The organism is Pseudorhizobium tarimense (assembly GCF_022968135.1).
In the GTDB taxonomy this organism is placed as follows: Bacteria; Pseudomonadota; Alphaproteobacteria; order Rhizobiales; family Rhizobiaceae; genus Neorhizobium; species Neorhizobium tarimense.
On the sequence record NZ_JALJRA010000017.1, the window covers coordinates 82492 to 106277 of the forward strand.

Sequence of the window (23786 nt, forward strand, 5' to 3'; positions counted from 1 at the left end):
TCTCAACCTCCGGACGCTCCCCTTTCTGAACGAACAATGCGCGCAGGGCTCTGGACTGTCGGCGCGCGTCTTTCATCTCGGCTCCTGGATTTCCTCACGCTGCTCGTTCTGGCGCGTTTCCTCGGACCTGCGGATTTTGGGTTGGTCGCTACGGCGATGACGGTTATCTTCATTGTCGAGGCCATTCTGGAGCTGCCGCTTGCCTCCGCTCTCGTTCGCCTTCAGCATGTCACCGCAAGTGCTTACAGCACCGCCTTTACGCTTGGCCTTCTTCGGGGCTCGTTGATAGCCGCTATCCTGGCCGCTGTGTCTCTCCCGCTAGCCTCCTTCTATGGTGAAGGAAGGCTCGCCCCTTTGATTTGCACCCTGGCCCTTGCTCCCGCACTTCGCGGAATGATCAGTCCCCGCTTGGTCGCTTTCGACAAGATGCTGGACTTTCGCCGGAGGGGGCTGCTGGAGCTTTTCGGGAAAGCGACGGCTGCTGCGCTCGCCATTGCTATTGCCACTACGACCGGAAGCTACTGGGCGATTGCTGCCGCCACGATTGCAGCTCCGGCCGTGATGATGTCGTTGTCCTACGTCATGGCGCCGATGTGGCCAAGGCTGACGTTGGCGGACTGGCCTCTATTTTCGCAGATAGCGGGCTGGAACTTCGTTTCACAAACCCTATCCGCGGTGAACTGGCAGATCGACCGGATTTTGCTGCCGCGATATGTAGATACCGCCTCCTTTGGCCGCTTTGCGGCGGCGAACGATCTTGCTTCGCTTCCCTCCCAGGCAATCGTCGCTCCCGCCATGGGCCCACTGATGGCGGCGTTCACGGCCGCGCGCGACAACGGTCATCTAAAGGAAGTTTACCTTAAGAGCAGCGCGAGCCTCATTCTCGTTCTTCTGCCGGTCCTCTTTTTCATCGCCACGTTCGCTGGCCCGTTGATCAAGGTGTTGCTTGGGCCGCAATGGGAGGCCGCCGGCCCGATCCTCGCAGGCTTGGCATTCGCGGGCCTCCTCGCGTTGCCTTCCATTCCCATGCTTCCTCTCGCGCTCGTCATGGACAGATCGCGCGACCTCGCTACTCGTTCATTCGTCGAACTTATTGTTCGCGTTCCCCTAACGCTCATCGGCATCATTATGTTCGGAATTCCCGGGGCGATCGTGGCGAGAGCCGGCAGCGCTATCGCGGTATGCGTCTCATCGCTCTCGTTGACAAGAGCCATGGCGAACATAGCCATACGGGACCAACTGGCCGTGGCGATCCGACCATTACTGGCCATCGTCCCGGCAAGTTGCGTGCTGTTCCTGTGCAAGAATTACCTTGGCTTCGACGAGACGCTCTATCGTGACTTTCTCGCATCGGGCTTTGCATACTGTCTAACCTATGCGGCCTCCATTCATGTTTTATGGCTTTTGGCAAAGCGTCCCAGCGGAATAGAAGCAACCATTGTAGGGATCGCATCAGCCTACCTACGGCGGAGGTAGCTTGCTCCTCCGCCGCCTACGTTTTCGATGAGGGGCTCCATGAAGGATTAGCGCCGTGGTATTCGTGAATGACCAGGCTCTCTTGCCCCTTCCCTTGTCGCTGCATTGCAGGTTGCAGCAGTCCCGGAGGGAAACTGGTTGTGCAGGCGATTTCGGAGGCTACTGGCCGAAGCACAAGGCCTATATGGCCGAGTTGGGAATTGATGACTCCAGGAACTACTTCAACTCAGGCGTCCTGGCGTTCCGTCTCGATACATGGCGGGAAATAGCGCCCCGTGCGCTCGATACTTTCCCCGCCATTCGGAGCGCTCTCTCTAGCATGATCAAAGCGCCCTGAACGCGGTCTTCACCGGTCGATTGGAACCGATCTCGGTTCTACATATCAAGGATTTTCTTAGGGTTGATTCGCCCCGTCAGTAGGTCTTTGAAGGCGAGGAAATTTCCCAACAGTCGCCCACGCCGATCCACCCATGGCTCCGGCCGGGCGCTTTTCGCCAGATTGGCGGCGAAGTTCCTGACAATACCATCCCAGGCCTGATACCGGGACATGTTGCCTTTGCGGTGGATGTGTATCCTGTTGGCAACCTGAGAGTAGCCGAGGCGTTTTCCAGGGCTGCGTCCGGCCTTCTTCGTTCCCATGTGCACGCCCCGTAATTGGGAAGCCCTGACGATCTTGCCGTGGGCCGCAAGTTGTCTGGAGAAGTCCAAATCTTCCAGCCATGCGTAGAGAGGCAGATCTTCGTCAAAACAAACGCCAAATCGTCGCACGGGTGCCATACGGATGGCCATGTTACATCCGTAGCCGTTGAAGATTGGCTCCACCGCCGGCGAACCCGCGAACTCGTCCGTTTCCAGGATTTCCAACGCCTCGTGAAATTCCAGCCCCGCCCCCTGTGCGCCGTCCTCGATCATGTGGCCTGTCGCGACCATGATGAGAGGATCCATTGCGAAGAGCCTCTCCACCTCTTCCAGATAGTTGGCCGCGGGAAGGAAGTCGTCATCGAAGAAGACCATGATATCGGCGCTCGAAGCGGCCACCATGGCATTGCGTTGATGAGACGATCCGATCGAGCCCTGCACAACCTGAACCGTCCCGCGGTAGAGTGACAACCCCTGCATATCAACATCTTCAGGGCGGGCGGGGCAGACGAGGAGCTCATCGGCCCCGCGTATCTGACGGTCAAGGACCGAAATCGTCTGAGCTAGGATATCGCGCCTGCCTGCGGTGGCGATGGCAATGGCAATGGTCGAACTGCTCACAATCGAGTTTCCTGCGTTTCTGACATCGCCACTTTCCCGTCTGCCATGCAGCCGCATCTTCGACCCCCACACCTTTCAAGGCTAAACAAAACGTCCCCCACTTTCGCTGTTCCATCGTTCCAGGGCTGACGGCAGCTTACCCTTTACGGCCAGCCCGGCCGCTTCCAGCCAGCCTGGCACGACATCCGTCGACCGAACGAGCTTCGTTACCCGATCAGGATGAATACCAAGCCCTAGCGCTGAAAAGGGACGCAGGACCTTCGCGGCATAGGCCACGGCGGTGCGTGGAACGAGGAAGGTCCTCGCCTCATGCATATGCCGTTCGCGAAAGGCTTCGACAATCTCCTCTAACGTGTAGCGGTCGGGATAGCAGGCGTTGAAAAGAACCAGCCGCTCTTCCTGCTGCTCCGAGAATCGCAGCGCATCCAAGAGGTCTTCCACGTAAAAGCATGCTTTGATGGTGTCCTTACGACCCGGGTAGATGAAGATGCCTTTCTTCAGCAATTTCGCCATTCGGGTAAAATTGCCGCCCTCTCCGGCTCCGAAGATAACAGCTGGTCTGCAGATAACGAGGCGACGCCGCTCGTCCTCCTCCATCCAGGCAAGCTGAACGCGCTCTGCCATGAATTTCGAGCGGCCATACGGCGTGTCAGGCGCCGGCGGCGTACTCTCGTTCTTTGTTTCCTCACCTGCTCCGTAAACTGAAATCGAACTGGTGAAGGTGATTTCGTAAACGTTAAGCCGTCGTGCGAGTGCAGTGATCGAAGAGGCACCTAGAATGTTCGTCTGGTAGTATTCATGATCTTCGTGCCCGGGCGTCGTGTGTACGGCAGCCAGGTTATAGATGCGACCAACAGGTACGCCCGGATCGAAGCCGGAAAGATCACGAACATCGGCATGGCGATAGATGACGCCGTCGCACCGCTCACGCGACGGCCTGATATCGACGGAGATTACACTGCCGCCCTCTGCCACGAGCCGGCGCACCAGATGCGTTCCGATGAAGCCTGAGCCGCCAAAGACGAGTGAATGCATGGGTACGTCTGCCATAAAAAGTGCCTTCCGAGACAATACGAGGCAAAGTTCAGCCTCGTTCGGTCAACCAGGAATTGGTATGAAAGCCTGCTAATCGACCAGCGCTTCCTCGCGCTGAGGAACAAGGTCAATGCGCACGTCTCGCATCTCTTCTTCAGACATTTTCCGTCTGGTGGTCTCTGTTAGCGACCCAGTCACGCCACCAAGGAATTGGCGCAGCTCCGCTTCGAAACGGCTAGGCACGAACCTCATAGCGTGAGCCCGGATCTCGGCTGGGCTGAAACGGTCCTGTTCTTTCTCGAAGGTTGTCAGCGCCACCATCAGCGCCTCCACAGTCTGCTCATGGAAGAACAGACCTGTCGTTCCTTCCACGACCGTCTCAAGCGCCCCACCCCGCCCAAAGGCGATCACTGGACGACCGCATGCCATTGCCTCAAGTGGCACGATCCCGAAATCTTCGACGCCCGGGTAGAGCAGCGCACGGCAACCGGCAAGGTAACTTTCCATCTCCGCATCGGAAACAGCGCCGATGAAATGAACGGTGGGACCAGCTATTTGCTTGAGTCTGGTTGAAGCACCATCACCGACAACAACCAGTGGCAGGTTCATCTTGGTGCAAGCCGCTACCGCCAACTCAATTTTCTTGTATGGCGTGATTTGTCCCGCACATAAATAGTAATCCTTCGATCCGGGCGTAATCTGGAAACGGGCGACATCCACGGGTGGATGGATAACCGTCGCCTGTCGCCGATAGAACTTCATGACCCGCTTGGCCACGTACTCAGAATTTGTCACAAAGTGGTCGACGCGATGTGATGTTGTAACGTCCCACTGCCGCAAGATGGGCGCTGTCAGCGCAAGCACTGCGCGCGCTAGCCTGCTCGAACCCGCCATGTACTGAGGGTAGAGGTCCCAGATGTATCTCATTGGAGAGTGGCAATAGCATACATGAACGGCATCTGGTCTTGTGATCACGCCCTTGGCTGGGCCGGCCTCGCTTGAAATCACCAGATCGTAGGCGGTCAGATCGAGAGACTCCAACGCATGAGGCATGAGTGGGAGCATCTTTTGATAGTGTTTGCGCCCGCCGATATTTTGCAGGAACGACGTCGTCAGTTTGTGGCGCTTGAGTTTGGCAGACAATTTTTCCGGGTCTGCGACCAGGGTGAAGATATCGGCATTAGGGAAGATGTCGCAAAAGGTCTCGAGGACCTTCTCTCCACCGCGCATGCCAACGAGCCAATAATGTACCAAAGCTACTTTCACGGCGCACCCCACTAGACTTATCCATGGCGCCTTTCCTAATCCCACTGCCGTATAGATCCCGCTAAATATGTTGGTCTACTTTTCACTGACTGATTCAGATTCTGTTTTTGAATTCGCTTTACCTCTTGATGTCGTGGGAATGATCATTCGTTTCCCGCCTTCGGAGAACTAAGCAAGTGCTGTCGCGGACGAGATCTAATGCGGGAGGAGACCCCTTTGCACGAGCCAGAGCGTGGAACAACAAGAATGGGCCTGAACGACTTCAAGGGCTGCGTTATCGTAGTGGCGCATCCCGACGACGAAATCTTGTGGGCCAGCTCGCTCGTGGCATCGGCACGGAAGATCATCTTTTGCTACGGCAACACGCCGGCCAGCACGAAGGTGAGCAAAGGCAGAGAGGCGCTGGTGCGAAGCTTTCCGGTGAGTACCGTAGTCAGCCTGAATATCACGGAGTCCAACACCTATCATACGGCAAACTGGCACAGACCGGTCGAGACGCCCTTTGGCATTCGTTGCAGCCGCAACAGCAAGGCTTATGCAGACAACTTTGGCCTGCTGACGGAGGCCCTCAAGGAGCATCTGGAAGAAGGAGATGTCGTTGTCACCCACAATCCATGGGGTGAATATGGACATGAAGAGCATGTTCAGGTGTTTCGGTCGGTATCACAGATAAAGCAGCAACGGGATTTCCGTCTGTTTGTGACAGGCTATGTCAGCGACAGGGTTATCAAATTCATGGAACAGAACACACTGCGTATAGGCCTCGCTACTGCCCTCCTTCCTACGGACAAGGATCTTTGTGCCATTCTGAAGCGGCACTATCAGCAGCATGATGCGTGGACTTGGGACGATGCGTACGAGTGGCCTCACCACGAGGGCTTCTATGAGGTGGCGCACCCGGATGCGCCGCTGGATTGCAGCAGGAGAACCAAGTGCTCGATGCCAGTCAATGTCATCTGGCTCGATGGCCGGCTGCCGATCTGGCGGCGGCTACTCCGCACGCTGAAGCGGCGACTGTTGATGATTCCCTACATTTTCGCCCGATGAACAGAGTAGCGTGAACCTGCTAGTCTAGGCCGGCAGAGCGGCGGGTCGAGGCGAAGTCGCGAGCACTTCGTTATACAGCCGAAGAAGAGCTTCCATCCACCCCCTCGGCGAGTTTGCCAGCATCAAGCCGCTTTCAAACGCCCTTTCGCTCATCGCCTGCATTTCATCTGATGATGCTTCAGCCATTTTTCGCAGGGCGGCTGCGAACCTGGAAATGTCCTGCGTGTTGCAGGCCACGCCAATTCCGCATTTGACGACCTCATCCGCAAGAAAAGCCATTTCTGTAAGTACGAGAGGTATCCCGCTTCCGGCGGCTTCTGCAGCGACAAGGCCAAACGGCTCTGGAAGACGCGATGGGATGACCAGCGCGCGCGCATTTCCGATCAATCCGCCTACTTCCTGCTGGTTGCGCCAACCATGAAACTTTACCTCCGGATACTGCGCCTCAAGCTCGGCCCGCATCGGCCCGTCACCTATAACCTCTATCGGAACGTCGGCAAGTTTCGCCGCAGCAAGTGCATCCTGCGGCCCCTTCTCCTGCTCAAGGCGGCCAATGAAGAAGATGGTCTTGTTGCGCTCTACCCTTATGCGTTCCTTGACGAACGGCATGACGGGATTCCTGATCGTCTGCATTACATCCTGCGGATAGTTTGCCCGCAACAACCCCCGAGCCATTTTCTCATGGATGATGACGATCTTGCCCCAAGGCACTCCCTTCCCCATGGCGGCAAAAAGCCTTGCCTGTCGTGCGACACGCCAAAGCTTCTGTCCATAGGAGCGCCGATCGCAATTTGTTCCGATACAGCCAAGCCCAAGTGGTACTCGCAGGCATTGCTTCTCTTTCCGATAGTCCATGAACGCGCCGTTGGGGCAAGCATGGAAGGAATCATGCGCGTGGATCACCGTGCGCGCTGCAACCTTGCGGAGCGGAAGGAAGATCGAAGGAGACAGTATTTGGGACCAGGTATGCACGTGGTAGACTGTGCCGGGTGTATCATGCCTGTCGATCCATTTGGATATCGAGGCACTCGCCGTTTTGTTGTCGATCCCTCTCGCAGCAGCGAGCAGCGGATTGCCTCCCAACAGGGGCTGTTGCCCCAGTTTGACGACGTCAACCCCCAATTCAACGAAATCCGGATTGTCTCCGCTGTCGCCGACGATCATCGTGACGGGAATGCCTTCGGCTCGCAAGAGCCGCAGCAACCAAAGAACGAGCGTAGCAGCCCCCCCTCGCGCAAAAGAAAAATCATTAATCAAGACGACGCGCGAAATCGACGGACCGAGCAGGTTGATTACCATAGGCTCATCTTTCGAGGACGGCCGATTCCCGGTGTTCGCCTCTCTAGCAATGCTTGCGCCCACAACGTCCATCACACCTTCATTGATACGCATGAGAGCTCCTCGGACGTCACGTAGACTCGATCGCCAACGACTTCCGACGAGATATTGTTCTGATAGTGCTAATTTGGAATGAAACCGGTAGCTGCGCTGCCGAAAGCTCCCAGAATTATCGAACACATGCTTAACAAAGAGCGCACCCCGGGCCGTGCGCAGTACTGACGTCCGGAACCGATCGAGGCGATACAAGGATTCCTGCTGATGGAGTGCCTGCTTTATCAGCTAGCACGAGGAACATCATCTTGTTCATCAGCAGTGAAAAGCGGTTCGATAGGAGAAAGGCCGCGCCGCGTCAGAAGAGACATGGCTGGCTCCACTTCCCGAATGTCCGACTGGCTGCACATCAGGATGAACTTGGCTGAGGCCGCCTCCACCTCCGGAATAGATCTATAACGGTCAACGGTACCGGCATAGACGATGACAAGGTCAAATCTATCGCCGCTGTCGTTCAACCAGTCGATCAAAGTCTCGGGCTTCGGTACTAGGTCAAGCAGGCTGCCTACCCGGGCAGGTGTCTTCGCCGCAAGCGGTGGCCGACTCTGCCCTAGTGGCATCAGCGAAAGCCCCTTGATGTTGAAGAGGTCGATGAACTCGCCTTCGATCCTTCTCAGTGAGATCGCGTTTAGCAATCCGGGCAGCCGCGTTGCGGAGGCGAGCCGCGTGAGGTTTGCATCAGTCTCTGCATCCACCAGCAGGATGTCTTCTCCAGCCAGGGCGATCCCGCTCGCCAAGAGAATCGCGTCTTCGGGTCCGCTATCGTGCTCCTGCGTCGAAAATAGAACAACGCAATGGTTTGTACGCCCACGCGCGCTGCGGATCAGTGTCCGCCCGGCCTCGAGCAGTCGCGCATCTCCGATCGATCGGGTCGTATGGCTATCAGGACCAACAGTTGTCGAAGGTTCCTGTCCCGGCAACATGCCGCGAAACATTCGCCATAGCTGTCTTTTGGTGGTAGGCGCTCCTTCGGTGAACTCCTCTCCGGAGGACCGTTTCCCAATGCCGTCGTCGGCGACATCCGGCGGTCGAGATGGGCGACCTTGAGCCAGGGCGACGCCGCATCCAAATAATAATCCTAAGACCGTACCGCCGGCAACGATCAGCGACCGCCGGGGGCCGCTCTTGCGTAGCGGTATCTGAGCAGGCGAGATCACCTGAGGGTGTTCGCTCAGAGTTTGCTCCTGACCCGCAAGCTGGCGCGTGCGCAGCAGAAAGGTTTCATAAACTGAGCGGTCGCTTGCGAGCTTTCTTTCGAGCTCGCGCAGGCGCACCATCAACTCGTCTGTTTCGTTTAGCCCGGCCTTCAAGGTTTCCAAGTCCCGCCGGAGCAGTTCAAGCTGGCCTTTCAACTTCTCGCCGTTTCGGGTGAGCGAGATCGCGAAATCTTCCAGCTGCTTATCAAAAAGCCCCGCGATCGTCCGTGTTCGGACTACGGCATTGCGCAAATAAGGGTGACGATCGCCAAAAGAGGACTGCAATACCGTTTGCTGCTCCAGTGCAGTGAGATAACGCGTCCGCAACTCAATAATTGCCGGGGTGAGCGAGGAATCCGGAGTCAAACGCAGATACTCGGGGTTCGACCGTGCAAGAGCCAGCTCCGAGATGAGTGCCTCGTTTTCCGCGATGCTCGCTGAAACCCGGGAGATTTCTGTGTTGGTTTCGCTGATCTGCTGCTCGACGGTCGGCCGGCCCGCCACGTCGACAAGATTGTGTTCCGCCTTATAGGCCTGAACCGCGCGATCGCCGTCTTCCACGGCCTTTTCGAGACTCGCCAGTTGGACCGACAGGTCCGCGGTCGCCTGCCGCAGGACGCCCGTGTTCATAGCAATGCGGGCCTCGATGTAACTCTCGGCAATTGCGTTGGCGATACGGGCGGACTTAACGGGATCGCCGGTCGTCACCGAGAGGTCAACGACAAAACTCGCCTTGTTGAGATTTGCCGTGATCGAGCGCTGCAGCGCCTCCAGAGCCCGCTGCGCTCGCTTTTGCGCATCTGACTCATATGGCTCGGCCGCCCCAAATTCGGGATCATCGGCCAAGCCTTCCGACTTTACCACCGCCGAGAGGACTTTGACTGACGTCAGGATGAATTGCTGATTAAGAGCGCGGGCTTCCGTGGCTTGCGTGCCGCTATCAATCTCGCTTTCCACGATGCGCGATCCCTCTGGGTCGACGAGGATGCTTGTTGTCGAGGTATAGTAGTTCTGAAGCAGGAGTGAAAGGCCAACGGAAGCGACGCAGAAAACTGCGGCTACTGCGCCGATCTTCAGGAAACAGTTGCGCAGCACGGACAGAATATAGGCGAACTCGATCTCGGGAATGCCGTCGGATTGGAGCGTCCCGCTAGCATGGCGCCCCGGATTGTTCTTACCATCCATGTTCAATGCCGCCTGTTCATCCCGTAGCAAAATGACCCTTCGCCTTTGGGACTGAAGGTAAGTCTGGTGTGTAAAGATTTCATTTACCCTATCGCCAGGACGGATCCGGAAGCGATGGCAGCAGGTGAAAATCAACGCGCATTTCGATCAGGGCACTGCAACCAGTCGATAGCGGGTCTTTATTCGATCTAGAACGTCCTTCGTCAGTTTTAGCGCGCCGTTGAAGCCCACCGGATAGCGGCGGACCGTCATCCGCTCATGAACCTGCAGCGCAAATGCTTTGCCACTCCTCAGCAACGCCTAGAAGCTTATCGACGGTGATCCCCTCGGCGGCGCAGGCCCGGAAGGTTGATAACCTTCGCCACTCCCCGGAGTGAGACCCTAGGTAGAAGAAACGTAACCATTCCCTGCCAAGCTGTTTCTGCTCATCGCACCAAGGTGCAGACCCTCTCCAGATCATCTGAGGCCGCGGAATGAATCATTTGAGCTCCATAGAGCCGCGATCGCGGTTCAACTTGGTCGCACGTCGACATGAGAAGCTCGAAACCATCGAGGGTCTCTGGCGGGCAATGTCGGCCGAGGGCACAACGACAGCCTTTCAACAGATCGAGTGGGTAAAGGCAGTCTGCAAATGCCTGTTGGAGCCGGCTTGCGAGACGCCATTCTTCGTCGAGATATCTGACGCGCACTCGGCCAAGACGCTGATGCTAATGCCGTTCGTTCTCATCCGGAAACGGAACTACAGCGCGATAGAATATCTGGGAATGAACGTATGCGACATAAGCGCGCCTGTTCTGGGATCTTTGGACGTGTCGCCGCAGAGCTTCGGCCAAACTCTCTGGGACGCCCTCGCATCTGTTCTTCCAAAAGCTGATTTTGTTCACATCGATCATATTCCTACGTTCATCCAAGAGAGGCCAAACCCACTCGCGTCGCTTCCCGGCATCCGCGCTGGGGCCAAGCGGAGCTATGACGTAGCGATCGACGGTGATCCCGAAACAATAGTGAACCGCCTGGTGAACAACCAGACGCGCCGAATTCTAAAGACATCTGCACGACGAATGGCCGAACGCGGCCAAGTCAGCTTTGTTGCTGCCAGCACTGAGGCGGATATCGACACTCTTTTCCCGGTCATGGTCTCGCAGCGCTTGGACCGTTTCCGCGAACTTGGTCGATTTGATTTCTTGGAAAAACCAGAAGTCCAGGCCTTCTATCGCAATGCTGCGATGGCAAGCCTTGGTGGCCGTGGGCCGGCACAGTTGTTTGGTCTCTCAGTCAACGGTGAGTGGATTGCCACAACCTACACCCTTGTCCATGCGAACACGATACATCTGGCAATCGTCACGATGGCAGACGCTTCATGGCACCCTTGCTCACCTGGAATGGCCAATATCGCTCACTATGTCCGCTGGGCACGCGAGCAGGGTATAACTATGGTCGATTTCTCTATCGGAGATTTGGCGTACAAGACTGGCTTTGGCGGGCAACCAAGAGACAGGTATACCTTCTGGAAGCCACTGACAATCAAGGGACGATTTATCGTGAACATTCGACATGGTTCGGCTCGTCTCAAGCAGGCGATTAAGGACCATCCGGCGCTGTCTCACTTTACTCGGCGAGCCATTCAGCTTTACCGGGGCCGAAATCAAAGTCACGGCCAACCGCTGACTTGACGTCAGACGCGGATCAATGCTCATCTCTGTGAAGCGGCTCGCTTACGAGGGACACTCCCGGAGGACCATCATCAGTCTTCGGTGGCGGCTCTGACAGTTTAATGCGCCTGGTTAGCTTGCCGTCCCCTATCTTGGAGCACGAAGTACAATGTGCCGCCGTAGTTGATTGCCCAGCCCACCTGCCACGGAACCAGCTCCCGCGCCGAAGGCCTCGATGGGAGCATCCGCTGCACTGGGATGGCGGGTGGAAGATAGGTACTGGAGCAGTTCGATCACTGCCCCGCTCAACATCATCGCAGTAGCAGTGAGCAGCCAATGACGAGGGAAGGCGACCACGAACAACATCGCCATCACTGCGTATGCCCCGACCCAATCGATGGTCACCGACACGAGATCATTTGGCCGCACGTCGATAGGCGACACGGTCATGAACAGGACTGCGCCCAATGAGAGCAAAGCGATGATTTTCAAAGTCCGATCAGTCATTGTATCGACATTAGACAAAGGCGTTTTGCGCTACAATGCTGATTAGGTTACATATGAGAAGGGGATCGTGCCGCTGTGCCCCGGAGCTCCCCGACGAGCATTTTCTGCCTTGTTGAAGTTCTCAACAGGTCACCAGGGCTCAGGAACTTTCGGAAACTGTCGGAGACGGATGGCAAGGAGATTGACCGCCTCCTTGCTGGAAGAACACGCGAGGTTCGGCAGAGCCCGCAGCTAATGCGGCAGTTTCGGGAGCGGCAGTGGCCGCAAACGTCGAAGATCGTCCGGGCCTGGATGATTTGGGTGGTGGTGCTCGATCTCTTGACCCTGGCTGTCAACGCGGCTTTGCTTCCGGCAGAGCCCGTGAGGCGAATGCTCGCTCCCGCATCTATTCTCATTCCCGCAGCGCTGGGCGCTGAGCTTGTTCTCCGGAGCCCCCCTTTATGGATGGAAGGCGCCGCCATCCTACTTGGCGTGCCTTTGATCTTGTTGCCGGTCGCGTTGGTCGGCGTCTCGGCTGGAGGAGAATTCTAGGAGCGTCATCTGACGATCATGTTGTTTGTTGCCGTGACCGCCATCATCATTTTTCCGGTTCCCTTCTCCTGGACCATGAGCATCGCAGCCTGCGCACCGGCCTATTTGTGTCATTCCAATTGAACAATCCCGCGATCGGAAGGGTAAGCGCCTTGGCAGACGCACTTTTCTTCGCCGCTGGTGTCTTCGCAACTGTTGCGGCCCGTCAGACGGTAAACATCCTGGCGTACAAGACGTTCCTCCTTGTGCTCCGGGATCGAATGCGCCTTGATGAACTGACGGAAGCGAACGCTCGCCTGGAGCTGCTAGCACGGACTGATCCCCTGACGGCTATCGCCACCGCCGCTGGATGATCGAGACGCTCAATCGCCTGTGGACTGGCGAGGGAGAGCAGACGCGAGGAAAGGCCATCCTGATGTGCGATGTTGATCACTTCAAGCAACCTAATGATAGCCTTGGTCATGCCGAAGGCGATCGTTGCCTCGCCAAGGGCCGGCATCATCCAGAGCAGCCTCCGTGACGAGTGCGATCAGGCCGCTCGCTATGGCGGAGAAGAGCTTCTAGTGCTGCTTCGAGATACGGATGAACAGGAGGCTGCCGTCGTTGCGGAACAAATCCGCAGTCGTGTTGAAGCGGCGTCCTTGCCCAATCCTCAATCCGCCACTGGCTCCTACGTCACCGTCAGTATCGGGATCTCGGTAACCCTGCAAGAGGACCCATTGATCACCGCAGACACCTTTCATCGGCAAGCAGACGAGGCGCTCTATAGAGCAAAGCAAGGGGGCGTAATCGGGTTTCGATTTACCGCAGCGAGCATTAGGCTGGAGCATTCTAGCGGTAGCGCAAGTTCACCAGCTCGCGTCGTCGGAGCAGTGAGCACTGCCTAACGACGCTGCTGGATTCGGCACTAGTTCTTCGTCGAGACGGCTCTGGCGGCCTGATCAATGATATCGGCTATGACCTTTGGCTGGGTCATGAACAAGGCATGGCTTGCCGACACTTTGGTGATCTGCGCCTTGATGCGCTCTGCCATATGGATCAGCATGGCCTGATCGAATGCCTTGTCTTCGGTCGCTATGACAGCCCAGCTAGGCTTCGTCCGCCAAGCAGCATGTTCCAACTTCGTGGCGAAGGCGGACATGTTGATCGGCACCTGGGCATCTCTCATCAACGCAACATCAGCGTCACTAACGTCATGCGCGAAGCCAGCTTTGAACTTTTCAGGGCTGACATAGCCAAAACCATCTTTCGTGGTCTCGATCACGAATTCGGATGCAGGCGCGAATCCTTCGTATTGTTGAGCCGTTGTTTCTCCGGCATCAGGCGAGAGAGCTGAGACATAAACCAGTCCCGCGACCTTTGCATCGATGCCTGCTTCGGTGATGACCGTACCGCCCCAGGAATGTCCCACCAAAATGATCGGACCATCCTGACGCTCAAGCGCCCGTCTGGTGGCGGCGACATCATCTTCGAGAGAGGTTAGCGGGTTTTGGACGATGGTGACGTGATAGCCCCGCTTGGTGAGATTATCGTAAACGCCCTTCCAGCCGGAGCCATCAGCAAAAGCGCCATGGACGAGCACGACGTTCTTGACGGACTGACTCTTGGGGATGGTGTCGGCAGCGTTCGCCGATGTTGCAGTGGACAACGCAGCGGCAGCTGCGATTGCGGCAATGGTGGTCGTGGTTTTGCTTCTCATGGCTTTTTCCTCTTGGTTTCAACGGTAACTATTATCGCGATATGTCTAAGCTGTCAGACTTCCATTTGCTCGTCAACATAATTCTTATCGCTATATTTCTTTTTGCGATGTCTTTTGTTATATGAAGCTAGACAGGAGCCTCGAATGACCAAGCGCCACAACGATCCCCCGCCGCTGCAACACCAGCTGTGCTACGCGATTTACACTGCGGGCATTGCTATCCAACGAGCCTACAAGCCTCTTCTCGATGAGCTGGGCCTGACTTACCCGCAATATCTCGTGCTCAACGTGCTCTGGAGCGAAGACGGGCAAACCGTGGGCGCGATTGCCAACGCTCTCGCCCTTGAATCCAGTACACTGACGCCGCTTTTGAAGCGCCTTGAGAAGTCCGGCCTGCTGCGCAGGACACGAAACCTGAGCAACGAGCGGCAGGTGTTGATCGCATTGACCGACGAAGGACGTGCCTTGCAGCACAAGGCAGGCTGTCTCAGCGACACCTTGCTTGCAGCCTCAAGCCAGACGCCACAGGAATTAGCCACCTTGAACCGTGACGTCCGTCGCCTTCGCAACGCGATCTATTCTGAGATCGGCGGGTGGGACGCACCCGCCTGATCGAAATGTGACGCGACTCAGACGGTCGGAACGGTGCCGCCGTCAATGACGAATTCCGCGCCGTGGATCGCGGCGGCGCGATCTGAAGCCAGGTAGGCGATGAGGTCGGCGACCTCATGAGGGTCGGCCGGGCGCCCGATCGGGATCCCGCCCAGGCTGTCAAGAACCACTTGCCTTGCGTCCTCGATCGTGCCGCCATTGGCTGCCTGCAGGCGCCTCAAAAGATCGACCGAAGACTCGGTCATGATCCAGCCGGGCGAGACGATATTGACCCGAACACCTTTCGGCCCAAGCTCCTTGGAGATGGACTTGCTGTAGGTTTTAAGCGCTGCCTTGGCGGAAGCGTAGGCGGTAGTGGCCTCCGGCAAGGGAAGGACTGACTGAATGGAGGTAACGTGCACCACAGCACCGCTGCCACGTTCGATCATCTGAGGGATCAGGAGGCGATCAAGGCGGACGGTAGCCAGAAGGTTCAGGTTCAGTTCGGCCAGCCAGTGGTCGTCCGTCAGCGCGACAAACCCGCCACCCGGTGTCGACGATCCACCGATAACGTGAGCCAGAATGTCGACTCCGCCCAAGCGCTCGAGCGCCGCCTTCGCCAAGGTTTGCGCGCCCTCCACCGTTGTCAGGTCCGCCTGGATGAATTCGACCCCGGCAACGGGTTCTGGCGTTCCACGGGCAGCGGTGATGACTAGGGCACCGCCTGCCAAAAAACGGTGGACGGTGGCGCGGCCTGCTCCCTTGGTACCGCCACTGACGAGCACGCGCTTGCCTGCGAATTCTGTTGAATCGGTCTTGATGCTCATGCCGTGATCTCCAGGGTCTTGATGGCATCATTTTCAAGCACGAAGCAGTAGGTGAAGCGTATTGGGCTGCCTGCGAAGTCGCCATGAGCGGGGCCTTCGAGGATAACCTGATCATTCTCGTGCCGAACGGTATCAGGCATGAATACCGCCTTGACGGTGATAACTTGCTCTTCCAGCAATGACCGAAGTTCCGCCTGCCCTTGGTATTGGCGTCCATTGTCCAGAACAACCGCGCCCGCTGTGAAGGGCTTCAGCATCGCGTCCATATTGAGCTGAGCGTTTGCCTCGAGATAGTCGCCAATGGGTTTGGGTAGTGCTGCCATCATCTGTGTTCTCCTTTGCTGACGTAACACCTATCATTCGACTATTACTCTAATAAGTGGGATGAACTTGCATGCAGTGATGAAGGAAACGGGACAATGGAGCGAGCGAGCCTAAAAGAACTTGAAGCCGCTATTGCAATCGCACGGCGGGGGACATTCCGTGCAGCATCAATCGAGCTGGGAGTGTCGACCACTGCACTCAGTCACACGATAGGCAGGCTTGAGGCGGCGCTGGGGGTACGACTCTTCAACCGCACCACGAGAAGCGTTTCGCTGACGGACGCTGGTCGCATCTTCATGCAGCAGGTTGCCCCGTCGCTTCAGGACCTCGAGGCCGCTCTGGAGGCGGTTCGCGAGCAGCGTGAAACGCCTTCCGGAACGATACGCATCAACGCAGCGCCGTTCGCGGCGCGCGCCATCATCTCCCCTCTCGTGCTCGAGTTCCTGCGCCGTTACCCCGACATGAATGTCGATCTCGTCACCGAAGGGAAAATGGTCGATATCGTGCGGGACGGGTTCGACTTGGGCGTCCGCGTTGCAGGCCTTGTTCCCAGTGAGATGATCGCTGTTTCGCTCGGCAGTCCTCAACGACATGCTGTGGTCGGTTCACCTGCATATTTTGAGAAGCACGGGATGCCAAAGGTCCCTCCGGATCTCCTCACTCACAGTTGCATTCGTGTCCGTCTGCCTGATGGCTCCTTGTATCGCTGGCGGTTCGAAAAGGACGGGGAACAAGTTCAGATAGATGTGCACGGCCGGATCACACTCGACGAGGCCAGCCTCACGCGAGCTGCTGTTCTCGATGGCACAGGCTTAGGCTACGTCTTCGAACAAGACGTTCTCCCTGACATCGAGGCAAGACGACTTGTCCGGGTACTGGAAGATTGGACGCCACCTTATCCCGGGCTTTGCCTATACTATCCCGGACGCAGAAATCTATCGGCCGGTGTCAGAGCTCTTCTTGAGCTAGCTCGGGAGCTTTCACGTACGGGTGATCCGGCCTAAATCATGAACGGTCCGCTCGCAGTTGAAGGGGGGTACGAACCATCAACCGCGTAATCCCAAGGAGGTGCCCTTCTTCGGGATCACACTCTGGTGATGGAGCTGGGATGATCATGCGGAGGAGGTAGAGTCTCCGTCTTACTGGCAGGCCTGAGGGTCCGCCGACGGGAAGCTGATCGACCAGTTGGGACCTTGTAGTAGCCTTTCCCGGGATGATTTATTCCGAGAATGTCACCGCCTCGTCGAGTTCGGACGCGTTACATGCTTTGCGAGAATAGCAAGCGCATCTCCGACCTAAAGCGCCTTCTCGACTGACTTCGTCGGCGATGTGAAGCTGATCCGTGGGAAGTGTCTCGACATGGCTGTGATCTAGGCGCGTGAGCAATCCCGACAAGTTCCCTTCATCGGGCTGAGCGTCGTCTTCAAGTCGGGAGTGGTGCCCTCGCTCAGGAATTGAACCTGGATCTTCTACGAACGAAGCAGCTGCTCTATCGTTGAGCTACAAGGGCAACAGGCACGCGCAAGCATGTCGCACACTGAAGCTCTCACCACAACCGCGACTCAGCGCGATGGTTAATCGACAGAAGGAAGAGGACTAACCTTGCGACCTTGGATAGGAGCTGGAGCGGCGTGAGGGCGTCAGCTGAATACTGTTTGGTTTGTGAGGAGAGGAGTCTCGGACAGACGAACCTACCGGTACCCCAGCCGCCGCGACATCATGACAGAACTTGAGGAACTGCTGCGGGGAGCGTGATGACGTTTGCAAGCAGTTGGATGCACGGCTGTCCTGAACATCGACAACTTCAAGTACATCAACGATCACCTCCGTCATGCGTAGGAGACGCGCTTCCGACGGACTACGCACAGACACTCTCCAACGTCATGTCCGCAAGTCGTGTCAATGCCGCGTGGACTTTCCCCAGAAGGGGGCCGACGGAGGTGAGGCAGGTTACCGAGGCTTTCAACGAGATGGCTCGGCGCCTAACAAAATTGCTGAGGGAGCGAGCGCAGATGCTCGCTGCCCTCGACCATGATCTGCGCTCACCGATTACAGCGATGCGGCTACGGGTAGATATGCTTGAGGATACCGACTCGCGGCAACGACTGGAAATCTGCCTCGACGAGATCCAGTCGCTGGTGCAGGCAGCGCTAGCGCTCGCCCGCGGAGCGTCGACCGGCGAACCTCGCGTTGCGATCAACCTCCATGACCTTCTCCACGGGCTAGTTTGCGACCTTATCGAAGCGGGGGGCAAGGCAACACTTGACGCGCCAGGTAACATGTCATTGATGGCTCGGCCGGATTCCCTCAAGCGCGCTCTGCGCAACGTCGCCGAGAATGCGGTGCGCTACGGCAACACGGCAATCATCCGCGCCTTAAGCCGTCAAAATTACGTGCAGATCGAGGTCGAGGACAACGGTCCCGGCATTGAAGTGGCTAACCGTGAGCGGGTTTTCGAGCCTTTCGTTCGGCTCGAAACGTCTCGCAGCCGCGACACAGGTGGCTCCGGTCTTGGCCTCTCAATTGCCCGAACGATCATCGAAGCCCATGGTGGCAGCATCAAGCTCAAGGAGGCCACAGCCGGCGGCGGAACCTGCGCAATCGTCCTCCTGCCAGTGCTCTAGGTCAAATGGACAGGACTTTTTTGTCCACGGGGAGCACGCAATGCGCTCCCCGTGGTGCGATGTCACGTCAGGTGTCGATTGAACCACTCGATCGTCCGTTCCCAGGCGAGCTTGGCTGCCGCCTCGTCGTAACGTGGTGTGGAATCGTTGTGGAAGCCGTGATTGACACCAGGATAGATGTAGGCTTCGTAGGTTTTGCCGGCCGCCTTCAACGCAGCCTCATACGCCGGCCAGCCCTCATTGATACGGGTATCGAGCTCAGCATAATGGATCAGCAATGGCGCTTGGATCTTCGCGACGTCTTCGGGCCGCGGTTGGCGGCCATAGAAGGGCACTGCCGCGCCCAGTTCCGGATAGGCAACTGCCGCCGCATTGGAAACTCCGCCTCCGTAGCAGAAACCGGTGATGCCGACCTTGCCCGTGGTCATGTCCGACTGCATGAGGAACTCAACAGCGGCGAAGAAGTCGTTCATCAGTTTTTCCGGATCGACGGCCTGCTGTAGCTCGCGCCCCTTTTCGTCATTGCCGGGATAGCCGCCAACGGAGGTAAGACCGTCGGGTGCCAGGGCAATGAATCCTGCCTTGGCGACGCGCCGCGCAACATCCTCGATGTATGGGTTGAGCCCCCGATTTTCATGGACGACGACAACGCCAGGTATAGCACCCGTCGCCTTTGCCGGCCGCACGAGGTAACCCCGAACATCACCGTGGCCTTTCGGTGAAGGATAGGTGATATATTCCGCCACAATGTCGGGATCAGAGAATTCTACCTGCTGGGCCAGAGCGTAGTTTGGGCTCAACGACGAAAGGAGCGCGGCCGCAGTTAGGCCTCCAACTGCGAATTTTCCGGCGCGCTCCAGAAAATCTCGCTTGGTGATCTTTCCGTGTGCATAGAAGTCGTAGAGTTCAAGCAGTTCCTGGGGAAAGTCTTCCGCGGTGAGGCGTTTCATGGCTGATCCTTTTGTATTGCGCGCTAGTACTTTAGCGGACACGGTTGGAATCCGCGTTCACATTTTCGATAGCGCGCGCACGGCGCTGGGAAATATTCGGCCGGGCCTCGCGTCTAGAAAAGATCGTTTGGAAGAACCAAGCTTTCTCGTGCAAGAAAAAACACGGCCTAACCTGTCACCTGTTAGCGCATTCCGGCCCGGACGGCGGTCGGCTCGAAACCGCCGCGGAAAACTAACCGTAGCAAGCCAGCCGCGGTGAAGCGGCTTCTTCTCCAATATCAGCACGTACGGTTATCCATAGAGAGAGCTCCCGCGCCCGTTGTGACTAATGCTAAAAAGACGAAGCAGAATAATATTGCTGCGTCGCAGGCGAAGGCCATGTGTCCCGCGAGCACGAAGGTTGTTCTCGGCCGCAAGGCGTTCATGATGAAAATTGCGGCATTATTCGGTGAAGCGTCCAGACAATCGGGGCGCCGGGTCAACCGGCTCGATTGAATGCAACTGGAACGATGGGCTAACGTGTTGGCATCGGTATACCACTTCATCATGGGCGAAGCAAAATTGTCTTAATGGACCGCCCTGCTGGGAAAGGCGGCTGCATCGCTTTGAAGAGAATGATCAAGCCCGGTAAAAGGGGGGCGAGCAGCTCTCGGCGCATTTCCTCGGAGGTGCTCTCTCCCGCAACGTAGCGAGCCATTGCTTCTTTCAAGACCGGATCGCCTGTGTAACCCGCACGCATGTTTGCGGCACGAGCCTGATCGGCAGCCTTCTTCTGGCGAAAACGTTATCGTCCTTTGCAGGCGTGCCGCGTCAGAAGCAAACGGTGCAGCACTATCGTTCGCGCTCTAAGGCATGTCGCAACCGACCCTCTTCTAACGCTTCAGAGACCTACGAGAAGGCTCTTTCCCTGCAGCGCCAGAAGAGGTGCACCTGGGCTAGGGGGCTCGGTGGGGCGGGCGCTTCATCCAGCAGCCGCCGCAAGACATCCATCTACAATATTCCTGATTTCGGCGCGGCAAGAGCCGCAGTTCGTTCCTGCATTTAGCGCCTTGCCGATGGCCTCAACGCTGTGACAGCCACCGCGCACGGATCCGAGGATCTGGTTGAGTCCCACGCCGAAGCACGAGCACACGGTGGCGCCAGAATCCGGCATGTCCGCACCTGGCCGACCGGCCACGATCGCCAAGCGGTTGCGCAGGTTGGCGTGCTCGGTCTTGAGCTGCGTGATCACCCAGTTGCGAGCGACGGCAACGGGTTCGCGCGCCAGAAAGAAGGCCGCGAAAAGCCGGGTGCCATCGAAGAAGGCGAACCTGACATCGCCGGTCTGCGCATCCGTATAGCCGATCGGCTCAATCCCATTGGGAATAGCGAAGACGCGGCGGCACCAGCTCGCCCAATCTTCCGCTGGCGCGGCGAACGCCAGATCCAGCCGCCAACCGCCTTCGGCCTTGGCGAGCGCCCAATAGCTAGCATCCTGTCCAGCGGGTTTCGTCTGCGATAAAGAGAATGCGTAGTGCTTCACCTCGAAGCGCCGCACCGAAATGGCGACGTTCTTCGAGGCCGGCTGACCGGAAAATTCGTCAGTGGTCGCGGGCACGACTGTATTGATGCGGGCCCTGGCGGCGAACTGATCATTCCAGTGGATGGGCATAAAAATGCTGCCGCGCGCCTGGCGCTCGGTGATGAGGGCGCGCACGATCGCCCTGCCCTGCTGGCTTCTGATCTCAACGAGCTCGGCATTGCCGACGCCGATCTCCATCGCATCGCGCGGGTGAAGCTCGGCGAAGGGTTCTGCAATATGGGACGACAATCGCGCACTTTTGCCGGTGCGCGTCATAGTGTGCCACTGGTCGCGGACGCGGCCGGTGTTCAACGTGAAGGGGTAGTCGGGCCTGGTGCGGTCGGTTTCCCTCGGCTTCACCGCAACGAAGCGCGCCTTGCGGTCGGTGTGGTAGAAGCCGCCGTCGGCAAAGAAGCGGGTTTCGCTATTCACCTGTCCGGCAGGCTGGGGCCACTGGAAGGGCGCGATCTCGTTATAGGCATTGATCGTAAGGCCGCCATAGGCACCGATGTCGAAGTCCCGAGTGCCGGCGTTCTCGAACGCGGAAAGGGCAGCATGCTCGGAAAAGATGTCCGCCGGGCCCTCATAGGCGAAGGCCCGCCCAAAGCCCATGCGGCGGGCGACTTCGGCAAGCTGCCACCAGTCAGCCTGTGCCTCACCCGGTGGATCGAGGAAAGCACGCTGGCGAGAGATGCGGCGCTCGGAGTTGGTAACCGTGCCGCTCTTTTCCCCCCAACCAAGTGAAGGCAGAAGGACATGGGCGTGGCGGGCGGTATCGGTTTGCCTGAGGATGTCGGAAACGACGACGAAGGGACATGCCCTGATCGCCGCCTCGACAGCGTCGGCATCCGGCATCGAGACGACAGGGTTCGTCGCCATGATCCAGAGCGCCTTGACGCGCCCGTCTGCCACGGCGCGGAAGAGATCAACAGCCTTTAGGCCGGGTCTTTCCGCGATGGCCGGTGAGCCCCAGAAGCGCTGTACCCGGTCGCGGTCTTCAGCATTCTCGATCGCCATATGGGCCGCAAGCATATTCGCGAGCCCGCCTACCTCGCGACCGCCCATGGCGTTCGGCTGTCCCGTTAGGGAAAACGGCCCCGTGCCTGGCCGGCCGATGCGGCCGGTCGCAAGATGACAATTGAGGATCGCGTTGACTTTGTCGGTGCCCGAGGAGGATTGATTGACTCCCTGGCTGTAGCACGTGACGACCTTTTCGGTCGTCGTGAACAAGCGGTAGAACTCGCGAAGCTGCATGGAGGGAAGCCCGGTCCGCTCCAGCACCTCGCCGAAGGAAACGCAGCCGGCAACCGCGAAGGCTTCGGCAAAGCCCGACGTGTTCGCCGCCACATAGTTCTGATCGACGGCGTCGTTGGATACGAGATGCGAGAAGAGGCCAGCGAAGAGCGCCACGTCCGTATCCGGTCGGATTGCCAGATGCAGGTCAGCGATGTCAGCCGTCATGGTACGACGCGGATCAATCACGACGACTTTCATGCCCGGTCGATTCTCCTTGGCGGCCGCGAGGCGCTGATAGAGTACGGGATGGCACCAAGCGAGATTCGAGCCGGCAAGGATGACGAGATCGGCGAGCTCCAGATCCTCGTATACGCCGGGCACCGTGTCCGCACCAAAGGCGCGGCGATGGCCGGCGACGGAGGAGGACATGCAGAGCCGGGAATTGGTGTCGATGTTGGCGGAGCCGAAAAATCCCTTCATCAGCTTGTTGGCGACGTAATAGTCCTCCGTCAGCAGCTGGCCCGAGACGTAGAACGCCACGGAGCCGGGGCCGTGCTCTGCGATCGCAGCGGCAAACTTGTCTGCGACAAGGTCGAGCGCGTCGTCCCAGGATGCCTGCCGGCCATCAATTTCAGGGTGAAGGATGCGGCCGTCGAGATCAATCGTCTCGGCAAGCGCCGAGCCCTTCGAACAGAGCCAGCCATAGTTGGAAGGATGTTCCGGATCTCCTTTGACGGAGACGGCGCCCTTTCGCGTGACCGTGGCGATAACCCCGCAGCCGACGCCGCAATACGGGCAGGTTGTGTGAACCTTCTTTTCCATCCTATTCGGCCGCCACCATGAAGCTTTCGAGCGCGATGAACAGCGCACCGTTGTCTTTGCGGAGCGTGATCGTCTTGACCGCGCCTTCGTCCGCGCCGACCGCCTTGCCGCTTTGCAGCGAGATCACCCAGTTGTGCAGCGGGCAGGTCATGGCGGCGCCATGCACGATGCCTTCCGATACCGGCCCACCCCTGTGCGGGCAGTGATCTTCGAGGGCGAAGATCTCGTTTTCCCCGGTGCGAAACACGGCGATCTTGCCCTGCGGAGTCTTTACACAGCGGGCGCCGCGCAGCGGGATGTCGTCAATGTTTCCGATGGCAATCCAATTCATGTTAGACCTCCTATTCCGCTGCCTGCGGGTAGCCGACCGTCGCCAAGGGCTGGAATTCGTGCTTGTCCTTGCCGGACACCCGCTCCGACCACGGATCGACCTGGGCGAATTTTCTGGGAGAAGACGAAGCGATCGAAATAGCTGCGGCGCTTTTGCGCATCGTCCATGATCTGCCGGCGGACCACATGAATTTCTCGATCCGGATCCCAAGCCCGGTCGAATCCTGGGTGCCGAAGCGGCACCAGTCGGTGCCGACGCAGGTCTTCACTGTCCT

General features: G+C 57.9%; 18 protein-coding genes, 1 tRNA gene and 4 pseudogenes. 7 read left to right on the top strand and 16 right to left on the bottom strand.

Annotated elements, in window-relative coordinates; genetic code table 11:
• Positions 1-36: 36 nt before the first annotated feature.
• Positions 37-1476, top strand: coding sequence for an oligosaccharide flippase family protein (locus tag MUU54_RS19415; RefSeq protein WP_247245666.1), 1440 nt, complete (start codon positions 37-39; stop codon positions 1474-1476).
• Positions 1477-1851: 375 nt separating this feature from the next.
• Here MUU54_RS19415 and MUU54_RS19420 read toward each other — a convergent pair whose 3' ends face one another.
• The 3 genes from MUU54_RS19420 to MUU54_RS19430 form a co-directional block, all read right to left on the bottom strand.
• A complete protein-coding gene (locus tag MUU54_RS19420) occupies positions 1852-2793 on the bottom strand; it encodes a glycosyltransferase family 2 protein (protein WP_247245667.1) in 942 nt (313 codons plus the stop codon).
• Positions 2794-2817: 24 nt separating this feature from the next.
• Positions 2818-3786 carry an NAD-dependent epimerase/dehydratase family protein gene (locus tag MUU54_RS19425; RefSeq protein ID WP_247245668.1) on the bottom strand — a complete coding sequence of 323 codons (969 nt, stop codon included), beginning with the start codon at positions 3784-3786 and terminating at the stop codon, positions 2818-2820.
• A 75-nt stretch (positions 3787-3861) separates the two neighbouring features.
• Positions 3862-5037, bottom strand: coding sequence for a glycosyltransferase (locus MUU54_RS19430; RefSeq protein WP_247245669.1), 1176 nt, complete (start codon positions 5035-5037; stop codon positions 3862-3864).
• Positions 5038-5283: 246 nt separating this feature from the next.
• On the opposite strand from MUU54_RS19430, the gene MUU54_RS19435 reads away from it, so the two are divergent.
• Positions 5284-6084: a hypothetical protein gene (locus tag MUU54_RS19435; RefSeq protein WP_247245670.1), complete on the top strand. Its 801-nt coding sequence runs from the start codon at positions 5284-5286 to the stop codon at positions 6082-6084.
• A 24-nt stretch (positions 6085-6108) separates the two neighbouring features.
• Here the strand turns inward: MUU54_RS19435 and MUU54_RS19440 are convergent, their stop codons facing one another.
• Both MUU54_RS19440 and MUU54_RS19445 read right to left on the bottom strand, forming a co-directional pair.
• Positions 6109-7476, bottom strand: coding sequence for a glycosyltransferase family 4 protein (locus tag MUU54_RS19440; RefSeq protein ID WP_247245671.1), 1368 nt, complete (start codon positions 7474-7476; stop codon positions 6109-6111).
• Positions 7477-7700: 224 nt separating this feature from the next.
• Positions 7701-9992 carry a GumC family protein gene (locus MUU54_RS19445; protein ID WP_247245672.1) on the bottom strand — a complete coding sequence of 764 codons (2292 nt, stop codon included), beginning with the start codon at positions 9990-9992 and terminating at the stop codon, positions 7701-7703.
• A gap of 338 nt (positions 9993-10330) precedes the next feature.
• Between MUU54_RS19445 and MUU54_RS19450 the strand changes: the two genes are divergently transcribed.
• A complete protein-coding gene (locus MUU54_RS19450) occupies positions 10331-11530 on the top strand; it encodes a GNAT family N-acetyltransferase (protein ID WP_247245673.1) in 1200 nt (399 codons plus the stop codon).
• A gap of 126 nt (positions 11531-11656) precedes the next feature.
• On the opposite strand, the gene MUU54_RS19455 is transcribed toward MUU54_RS19450, so the two are convergent.
• Entirely contained in the window at positions 11657-12016 is a 360-nt protein-coding gene (locus tag MUU54_RS19455; protein WP_247245674.1) for a VanZ family protein, read from the bottom strand.
• A 156-nt stretch (positions 12017-12172) separates the two neighbouring features.
• Between MUU54_RS19455 and MUU54_RS19460 the strand changes: the two are divergent.
• A pseudogene (locus MUU54_RS19460) lies at positions 12173-13367 on the top strand (GGDEF domain-containing protein).
• An 87-nt stretch (positions 13368-13454) separates the two neighbouring features.
• On the opposite strand, the gene MUU54_RS19465 reads toward MUU54_RS19460, so the two are convergent.
• On the bottom strand, positions 13455-14246 hold the full coding sequence (locus MUU54_RS19465) for an alpha/beta fold hydrolase (protein ID WP_247245675.1): 792 nt from the start codon (positions 14244-14246) through the stop codon (positions 13455-13457).
• A gap of 144 nt (positions 14247-14390) precedes the next feature.
• Here MUU54_RS19465 and MUU54_RS19470 point away from each other — a divergent pair, with 144 nt between their 5' ends.
• Positions 14391-14858, top strand: a complete 468-nt coding sequence (locus tag MUU54_RS19470) for a MarR family winged helix-turn-helix transcriptional regulator (RefSeq protein WP_247245676.1) — start codon at positions 14391-14393, stop codon at positions 14856-14858.
• 17 nt (positions 14859-14875) lie between these two features.
• Here MUU54_RS19470 and MUU54_RS19475 read toward each other — a convergent pair whose 3' ends face one another.
• Both MUU54_RS19475 and MUU54_RS19480 read right to left on the bottom strand, forming a co-directional pair.
• Positions 14876-15664, bottom strand: coding sequence for an SDR family oxidoreductase (locus MUU54_RS19475; protein WP_247245677.1), 789 nt, complete (start codon positions 15662-15664; stop codon positions 14876-14878).
• Complete coding sequence (locus MUU54_RS19480) at positions 15661-15990, bottom strand: nuclear transport factor 2 family protein (protein ID WP_247245678.1); 330 nt, start codon at positions 15988-15990, stop codon at positions 15661-15663. Before MUU54_RS19480 ends, MUU54_RS19475 begins: the two co-directional genes overlap by 4 nt.
• 93 nt (positions 15991-16083) lie before the next feature.
• Between MUU54_RS19480 and MUU54_RS19485 the strand changes: the two genes are divergently transcribed.
• A complete protein-coding gene (locus tag MUU54_RS19485; protein WP_247245679.1) occupies positions 16084-16992 on the top strand; it encodes a LysR family transcriptional regulator in 909 nt (302 codons plus the stop codon).
• Between the two features lie 431 nt (positions 16993-17423).
• On the opposite strand, the gene MUU54_RS19490 is transcribed toward MUU54_RS19485, so the two are convergent.
• A tRNA-Thr gene (locus tag MUU54_RS19490) sits at positions 17424-17498 on the bottom strand.
• Between the two features lie 502 nt (positions 17499-18000).
• Between MUU54_RS19490 and MUU54_RS19495 the strand changes: the two genes are divergently transcribed.
• On the top strand, positions 18001-18612 hold the full coding sequence (locus MUU54_RS19495; protein ID WP_247245680.1) for a sensor histidine kinase: 612 nt from the start codon (positions 18001-18003) through the stop codon (positions 18610-18612).
• A gap of 62 nt (positions 18613-18674) precedes the next feature.
• Here MUU54_RS19495 and yghX read toward each other — a convergent pair whose 3' ends face one another.
• The 6 genes and pseudogenes from yghX to MUU54_RS19520 form a co-directional block, all read right to left on the bottom strand.
• Positions 18675-19562 (bottom strand): YghX family hydrolase, encoded by an 888-nt coding sequence (yghX, locus tag MUU54_RS19500; RefSeq protein ID WP_247245681.1) that lies wholly within the window; start codon positions 19560-19562, stop codon positions 18675-18677.
• Positions 19563-19840: 278 nt separating this feature from the next.
• Positions 19841-19960 (bottom strand): annotated as a pseudogene (locus MUU54_RS25080) (DoxX family protein); the annotation flags it as partial.
• Positions 19961-20106: 146 nt separating this feature from the next.
• Positions 20107-20325 (bottom strand): annotated as a pseudogene (locus MUU54_RS19505) (antitoxin VbhA family protein); the annotation flags it as partial.
• A gap of 198 nt (positions 20326-20523) precedes the next feature.
• The gene (locus tag MUU54_RS19510) at positions 20524-23181 is read right to left on the bottom strand and encodes a nitrate reductase (RefSeq protein ID WP_247245682.1); all 2658 of its coding nucleotides are present in this window, start codon (positions 23179-23181) and stop codon (positions 20524-20526) included.
• 1 nt (position 23182) lies between these two features.
• Positions 23183-23512 carry a nitrite reductase small subunit NirD gene (gene nirD, locus MUU54_RS19515; RefSeq protein WP_247245683.1) on the bottom strand — a complete coding sequence of 110 codons (330 nt, stop codon included), beginning with the start codon at positions 23510-23512 and terminating at the stop codon, positions 23183-23185.
• Positions 23513-23522: 10 nt separating this feature from the next.
• Positions 23523-23786: pseudogene (locus MUU54_RS19520) on the bottom strand (hypothetical protein); the annotation flags it as partial.

Coding starts and splice junctions, on each gene's coding strand:
- MUU54_RS19415 (WP_247245666.1), top strand. CDS start 37: ATGCGCGCAGGGCTCTGGACTGTCGGCGCGCGTCTTTCATCTCGGCTC.
- MUU54_RS19420 (WP_247245667.1), bottom strand. CDS start 2,793: ATGCGGCTGCATGGCAGACGGGAAAGTGGCGATGTCAGAAACGCAGGA.
- MUU54_RS19425 (WP_247245668.1), bottom strand. CDS start 3,786: ATGGCAGACGTACCCATGCATTCACTCGTCTTTGGCGGCTCAGGCTTC.
- MUU54_RS19435 (WP_247245670.1), top strand. CDS start 5,284: ATGGGCCTGAACGACTTCAAGGGCTGCGTTATCGTAGTGGCGCATCCC.
- MUU54_RS19440 (WP_247245671.1), bottom strand. CDS start 7,476: ATGCGTATCAATGAAGGTGTGATGGACGTTGTGGGCGCAAGCATTGCT.
- MUU54_RS19450 (WP_247245673.1), top strand. CDS start 10,331: ATGAATCATTTGAGCTCCATAGAGCCGCGATCGCGGTTCAACTTGGTC.
- MUU54_RS19455 (WP_247245674.1), bottom strand. CDS start 12,016: ATGACTGATCGGACTTTGAAAATCATCGCTTTGCTCTCATTGGGCGCA.
- MUU54_RS19465 (WP_247245675.1), bottom strand. CDS start 14,246: ATGAGAAGCAAAACCACGACCACCATTGCCGCAATCGCAGCTGCCGCT.
- MUU54_RS19470 (WP_247245676.1), top strand. CDS start 14,391: ATGACCAAGCGCCACAACGATCCCCCGCCGCTGCAACACCAGCTGTGC.
- MUU54_RS19475 (WP_247245677.1), bottom strand. CDS start 15,664: ATGAGCATCAAGACCGATTCAACAGAATTCGCAGGCAAGCGCGTGCTC.
- MUU54_RS19480 (WP_247245678.1), bottom strand. CDS start 15,990: ATGATGGCAGCACTACCCAAACCCATTGGCGACTATCTCGAGGCAAAC.
- MUU54_RS19485 (WP_247245679.1), top strand. CDS start 16,084: ATGGAGCGAGCGAGCCTAAAAGAACTTGAAGCCGCTATTGCAATCGCA.
- MUU54_RS19495 (WP_247245680.1), top strand. CDS start 18,001: ATGCTCGCTGCCCTCGACCATGATCTGCGCTCACCGATTACAGCGATG.
- yghX (WP_247245681.1), bottom strand. CDS start 19,562: ATGAAACGCCTCACCGCGGAAGACTTTCCCCAGGAACTGCTTGAACTC.
- MUU54_RS19510 (WP_247245682.1), bottom strand. CDS start 23,181: ATGGAAAAGAAGGTTCACACAACCTGCCCGTATTGCGGCGTCGGCTGC.
- nirD (WP_247245683.1), bottom strand. CDS start 23,512: ATGAATTGGATTGCCATCGGAAACATTGACGACATCCCGCTGCGCGGC.